Raw genomic sequence first — 6,406 nt, forward strand, 5'->3', positions numbered from 1 at the left:
CTATCCAATCAGAACCGCTTACCCACACAGAGTATTCGATGCTGAAAGCGAGGGGCTGGTCTATTCGGTCATCGAGGATCATCGTGCACGCAGCGGCAGCAACTACCGCGAAGCCCGTACGCCCATCGTGACCGGAAACGAGTCCTATCGCCTGTAAGGTGGGCAGCCTTCGCGCAGCCAGACACGCAACACATTGCACGATAGAAAAAGGCCGTCGAACCTAAGGTCCGACGGCCTTTAACACAGGGCGTTCGCGCCCCGTTACACGAGGCGCATCATCCGTGTGAGGCAGGATCAAAAATTGACCCCGGCCTGAAGGAAGACATAGCGGCCATAATAAAGATCGCCATAAAGACCGGCAGCACTGTTGGTCGAGGCATCGGCCACGAAGGGCGGCTGCTTGTCGAACAGGTTGTTCACACCGGCCTGGAACGTCCACTTGTTCAGACGATAATCAATCGTCAGATCATGCGAGAACACGCCGGGGGTCTTGTAGCGTCCATAACCAAGGGCCGTGCTGAGATCCTGCGATCCGTTGTTCCACACCATGCCACCCGTATATTTCATCATATAAGTGACACCCCAGTTGCCATGCTGCCAGTTGACCGTGGCGTAGTCGCGCACACGCGGCTGGCCAGTGCCCGACTGGTACATCAGACGACCGGCATAGTTGTACCACTGTCCGCCCGGCTCGTTCTGCTGCAGGTAGCTGATGAGCTGCTGGAAGTTGTTGCCCAGCGTCACCACATCTTTGGGTGTTACACGGATACGATAATCAAGGTCGAAATCGATACCGCTCGTGCGCAGACCGCCGATATTGGCATAGTAGTCCGTCACGGAGTTCAGCTGGCTGGTGCTCGAAACGCGCGTGATGTTGTCGCAGTAATTGGTGCTGGCACCTGTGTAGCACTGGTCAAGAATATACTGTGAACTCAGATACGAGATCATGTTCTTGATCGTGTAATGCCAGTATTCCACCGAAGCGGAAAGACCCGGCACCCAGCGCGGTGTGATCACCGTACCGATTGTGTAGGTGCGGCCGGTTTCCGGCTTCAGCGAGGCGTTACCACCATAAAGCGTCGGCACCTGACCCGAGTTTGCCGCAACGAAGGTTGACGTGTTGATGCCCTGCTTGGCGCAATTGGCCACGACATTGGCCGAAAGCGAGCCATAGGAGCTGGCCTGGGCGCAGGGGTCGGTTGCCGAGGCGTAACCAAGGCTGCCACCTGAATAGAGCTCATACACATTCGGCTGGCGATAGGAGCTGCCAATGGTTGCGCGGAAACGGATATCTCGGATCGGCGCCCAGTTGATCGAGGCCTTCCAGTTCTTGGTGCCACCAAAGGTGCTGTAGGACGAATAGCGCCCCTGCGCATCGATGGTCAGGTCCTTCGCGAGGAAGACGTCGCGCAGAAGCGTCGCCTTGCCTTCAAGATAACCTTCCGTGACGTTGAACCCACCGCCGGTATAGGAGGCCGAGTTGGTGAGCGTGTCGCCTGACGCCACAACAGCATCAGGATGATAGGCAAGCTGCTCGCCACGATGTTCCATGCCCAGCGCAAAGCCCAGATCGCCGCCGCCCTTCCAGGGCATGGTGGCAACATGGTTGTTGTGCATACGCAGGTTCAGGTCGCGCAGCTGGTAATAGTAATGATCATGGCTCGTGTAGTTCGAATAAGCCGCAGCAGCTGAGGAAAGGGGCTTGAACGGATCGGACAGCACACAACCGGCAGAGGCCTGACAGACCGACGGGTTATAAACGAGCGCAGAACTTGAATCGGTCGGATCGACTTGCTGCAGACCGTATTCCTGCAGAAGCTTGGCATAGTTGCCCACACCCGACATCTGCGATGTCACCTGGTTCCAGCCATAGGTGTAGGACAGATCGTACATCCAGCCATGGGTGATCTCGCCCTTGGCGCCTGCAATGGCGGTGTAGGTGTCGGTCGCTGTCTCGGTACGACGGTTACCCCATTCGCCGTAACGCTTGTACATCAGCACGTCTTCGCCAAACGTGTTGTATGGCGCATCGGCCGGGATCACGAGGCTGGACGGCAGGTTGGACGGGTAGATGCTGCCCGTCATGGGCTCCGGCGCCAAGGTGGTGCTGGAGGTACGGTGGCTGTACTGGAAATTGGCATAGGGCGTGAAATGGCTGTTCACGTCATAATGCGCGTCGAAAGACAGCGTGGAGTTCTGCAACGAGTTGGTCAGGGATTGCTGCGAGCCATAATTATAGCGATCTGCAGAGGTGGCCGTGTGGTAGCCGGTCCCACTGGCATTAGGGATATAAGTCCCTGAATCGGTGAAATACTTGCCCGTCGTCGGGATTGATGAACCATAGAGCAGGTCGGACGCATCGGTCGGATCGTTGATCTGCACATTGCGTGACCAGGCGCGGTTGCGCTGCATGATCCCGCTCTTGGTCATGTATGACCCGAACAGTGTCACGTTGCCCTTGCCGTGATCGAAGTTCCAGCCCTTGTAGCCGGAAATCTGACCCGTCTGGCCGTCACCGACATCGGTAATCCCGCCGCGAACGGTAATGTTCGCGTCATTCAGGTCATGGCGCATCTTGATGTTGATCACGCCTGCAACGGCGTCGGCACCATAGAGTTCGGAGCCGCCATCCTTGAGGATTTCGATGCTCTGAACCTGATAGACGTTGATCGTGTTCAGATCGACGCAGCTGTTATTGCCGTTGAGCGTGGTGCGCTTGCCATCGATCAGCACCAGCGTGCGGTTCTGGCCAAGGTTGCGCAGATCCACGCAGGACGACCCGCCCGTACCGTTCGTCTGCGAATTATAGGTGCCCGACGAACCGACGGAAGGCAGGCGCTGCAGATAATCGCCTACCGTGGTGGCGCCTGTCTGCAGGATCTGCTTGGACGTAACGATCTGGACCGGGTTGGCATTGGCGTTGTTCGAGGTGCTCAGCGCCGAACCGGTCACCACAATATTTTCACTGCCACCCCGCGCCCCACGACCGGAAACCGGCGCGAATGTGTCGTTGCTGGCCGAGATCGAACGGACGCCAGCGCCCTGCGCCGCAGGGCGGACAAGCGGCGCAGCCGAGGCTGCCGGAGCGGTTGTCGCCTGGTTCCGCGCAGCGACAGTGGTCTTTTTGGCCGTGCGCTTATGGGCCTTGTGTGAGGATACAGCGGCAGATTGGGCAGCGTGGGCGAGTTGCGCCTGCCCCAGGACCAGACCTGCACCAACTGTGGAGACAAGCAGCAATCGCCGCTTGTTCTTGATCATGTTCATCGTGTTTTCGACCTCCAAAAGGCGTTCTGAGGCCGAAAAGATTTCACAAACGAAATTACGTCCAGAGGCATATTTGGAATCACGAGTCATAAACTCGTCACATTGTATTTTTGCCACACAGTTACTTACTAACGTTGTATTTTGAACTCAAATATTACTTTCGGTTGTTAGTTAATACTTTTCGACACAATGCGTTCTAGATCGAAATGCGACGGGCCTGACCCTGAATCGGGGGGTGAATGGACGATCCCCTCCCCCGTTACGGAAAGCCGTCGCACCACGACTAACCGAGAAAGATGCAACGTGGCGCCGCACGACAACCCACGCTCGCTCAGGCCAGCTCCGTGCCCGAGATAGCTTCAGCCCAGGTAATCAATGCGGCGATGACATCGTCAGAGGGATTGCCCGCCAGATACCTCGATGCGCTGCGCGTTGACCCAGCGGTTATCGTCCGAGAGAAGCGAGGCGATCATCGGGCCGATATCATCAGGCAGGCCGACACGCCCCAGCGCCGTGTTCTGGGCGATATGACGGGCAATCTCGGGATTGTCCCGCACGGCGCCACCGGAGAAATCAGTCTGTATGGCGCCGGGTGCCACGACATTGACCGTAATGCCTCGCGGGCCGAGTTCCTTCGCCATATAGCGCGTCATGGTCTCGATCGCGCTCTTCATCGAGGCATAGACGATGCGACCCGGAAAGGTGAAACGTGTCAGGCCGCTGCTGATATTCAGAATACGTCCGCCATCCGCGAGCAAAGGCAAGAGCGCCTGCGTCAGGAAGAATGGGCCCTTGAGATGTTCGCCATACATGCGGTCGAACTCGGCCTCGGTGGTATCTGCCAGGCCGCCATTATGGGCACTGCCGGCGTTATTGATCAGATAGTTGAAATGAGACAGGCCCCATTGGCCCAGAATGTCCTTCACCTGCCCGGCAAAGGCGCTGAAACTGTCGCTGCTGGCCATATCGAGTTTGAGCGTGGCAGCCTTTACACCGGATCGCTCTGCCAGAGCGACAACGGCCTCCGCCGCCTCCCGATTACCCTGATAGGTCAGAATGACGCCGATGCCTCTCTGGGCGAGAGCCTCGACGGTGGCTCGGCCCAGGCCACGGCTACCGCCCGTTACAAGCGCGATGCGTTGAATGGAAGTCATGGTGATATCCTCTCGTTTCGATACGCAGAGGAGACCATGCGCACTGGCTTGCGATAAGCCGCCCATTCCTGTCATCATTATTCACTAGAACAGAACAATCGGCGGGGCGCGCTCATGGACAGACTGGCCTGTATCGAGCTTTTCCTGCGCGTCATCGAGCGCGGCAGCTTCAGCGCTGCGGCCTCTTCCTGCGGTGTTTCTCGTCCCGCTGCGAGTGCTGCCATCCAGGCGCTGGAACGTCGTCTTGGCACAAGGCTGTTGCATCGCTCCACACGTCACGTTCAGCCCACAGAGGAAGGCAAACTCTACTACGCTCATTGCCGCTCGATCGTCGCTTCACTCGAAGAGGCCGACCGGTCCATTGGCTCGGCGCTGAGCGGCGTGATCCGTCTTGATACGGTCGGGCATCTTGCACGCACCATTATCCTGCCCGCCCTTCCCGATTTCCTGTCCCGTCATCCGGGGCTTACCGTGCATCTGGGCGAAGGCGAAAGGCTCGTCGATCTTTTGCGTGAAGGCGTGGATTGTGTGGTACGTGGCGGCCCCTTGCCCGATAGCGACATGATGGCTCGCCCGCTCTGCCTGCTTCCGGAAATCACGGTGGCCAGCCCAGATTATCTTGCCCGCCATGGCACCCCCCGTGACCCGGATGATCTGGGCGGGCATTGCATGATCGGCTTTGCCTCGTCCCGCACGAAGCAGGTCCTGCCGCTGGAATTCAGCGTTGGCGGCCAGCTCGTCGAGCGTATCTTGCCGGCACGGCTTCTCGTTTCCGGCGCAGAATCCTCGGCGACAGCAGCGTGCCTCGGGCTTGGTCTGGCCCAGGCGCCGCGTTATCGCTTCGAGGCTGAACTGGCACGTGGCGCGCTGGTCGAGGTGCTTTCTGCATTTCCTCCGGCCCCGACGCCCCTGACGCTTCTCTACCCCAGCAACAGGCAGCTCCCGCCGCGCGTACGCGTCTTCATGGACTGGCTGATCGACATCTTTTCTGCGTTCGACAGAAACAATCGCAAGCAGGCAGAAAGCGGGCAGACAGAAAAATGAAACGCCTGTTTTCCGGCCTCACGTTTTGAACGGAGGGGTTAAGGTCATCTCATGCTGTTCGATCTTCCCTCCCACGACACGCTCTATCAGGCGCTCCTTGCGCGCGATGCCCGATATGACGGACGGGTTTTCGTGTGTGTTGGAACGACGGGAATATTCTGCCGTCTGACATGCCCGGCACGCAAACCCCTCGCCACCAACTGCACCTTTCGCGACAGCGTGCGCAGCTGCATCGAGGCCGGGTTCCGCCCTTGCAAGCGATGTCATCCGCTCCATGGCGGCGCCGCTCATGACCCCCTCATTGCCGGGTTGCTCGAAAGGCTCGATGCCAATCCGGGTCGGCGCTGGAACGAGCAGGATCTCGTGGCCCTCGGGCTGGACCCCTCAACTGTAAGACGCAGCTTCAAGCGGCACTTTGACATGACCTTTCTGGATATGGCCCGGCAGCGTCGCCTGCGCGACGGCTTCCTGATCCTCTCACAGGGAGAGCCAGTCATAGCGGCCCAGCTCGACTCAGGATTTGAGTCGGCCAGCGCCTTCCGTGAGGCCTTTTCCAGACTGATCGGTTGTGCGCCAGGCACGCTGCAACAGGGCGGCCTGCTTCAGGCCAGCTGGATTGCAACGCCGCTGGGCGACATGCTGGCGGTATGCTCGACGCGTCACCTGCACCTTCTCGAATTCATTGATCGCAAGGCCCTCCCACGCGAACTCAAAGCCCTGCAAGCGGCGCTCAAATCACCTCTCGGGCTCGGCAGAACCCAGGTGACAGAGCAGGCACATGCGGAACTCGACGCCTATTTCGCGGGTGTATCGGCCCGCTTCGAGACACCCCTCGCCCCCTCGGGATCCGAGTTCACGCGCCGGGTTCATCGCGCCCTTCAGGACATCCCACCGGGCGAAACACGTAGCTATAGCGCCCTTGCCCGCACCATCGGCCACCCGGG

The 6,406-nt window shown here is 59.1% G+C and carries 4 protein-coding genes; 2 read left to right on the forward strand and 2 right to left on the reverse strand.

What is annotated here, in order from left to right; genetic code table 11:
- Nucleotides 1-294 precede the first annotated feature (294 nt).
- Together P792_RS26925 and P792_RS26930 are read right to left on the reverse strand one after the other, a co-directional pair.
- Entirely contained in the window at nucleotides 295-3,258 is a 2,964-nt protein-coding gene (locus P792_RS26925; RefSeq protein ID WP_023978429.1) for a TonB-dependent receptor domain-containing protein, read from the reverse strand.
- A gap of 398 nt (nucleotides 3,259-3,656) precedes the next feature.
- Nucleotides 3,657-4,418, reverse strand: coding sequence for an SDR family NAD(P)-dependent oxidoreductase (locus tag P792_RS26930; RefSeq protein ID WP_023978430.1), 762 nt, complete (start codon nucleotides 4,416-4,418; stop codon nucleotides 3,657-3,659).
- Between the two features lie 114 nt (nucleotides 4,419-4,532).
- On the opposite strand from P792_RS26930, the gene P792_RS26935 reads away from it, so the two are divergent.
- The gene (locus tag P792_RS26935; protein ID WP_023978431.1) at nucleotides 4,533-5,462 is read left to right on the forward strand and encodes a LysR family transcriptional regulator; all 930 of its coding nucleotides are present in this window, start codon (nucleotides 4,533-4,535) and stop codon (nucleotides 5,460-5,462) included.
- Between the two features lie 51 nt (nucleotides 5,463-5,513).
- On the forward strand, nucleotides 5,514-6,406 hold an 893-nt coding region (locus P792_RS26940), incomplete at its 3' end, for a bifunctional transcriptional activator/DNA repair enzyme AdaA (protein WP_035439646.1).

The sequence above is a fragment of the Asaia sp. SF2.1 genome, from assembly GCF_000505765.1.
Classification (GTDB): Bacteria; Pseudomonadota; Alphaproteobacteria; order Acetobacterales; family Acetobacteraceae; genus Asaia; species Asaia bogorensis.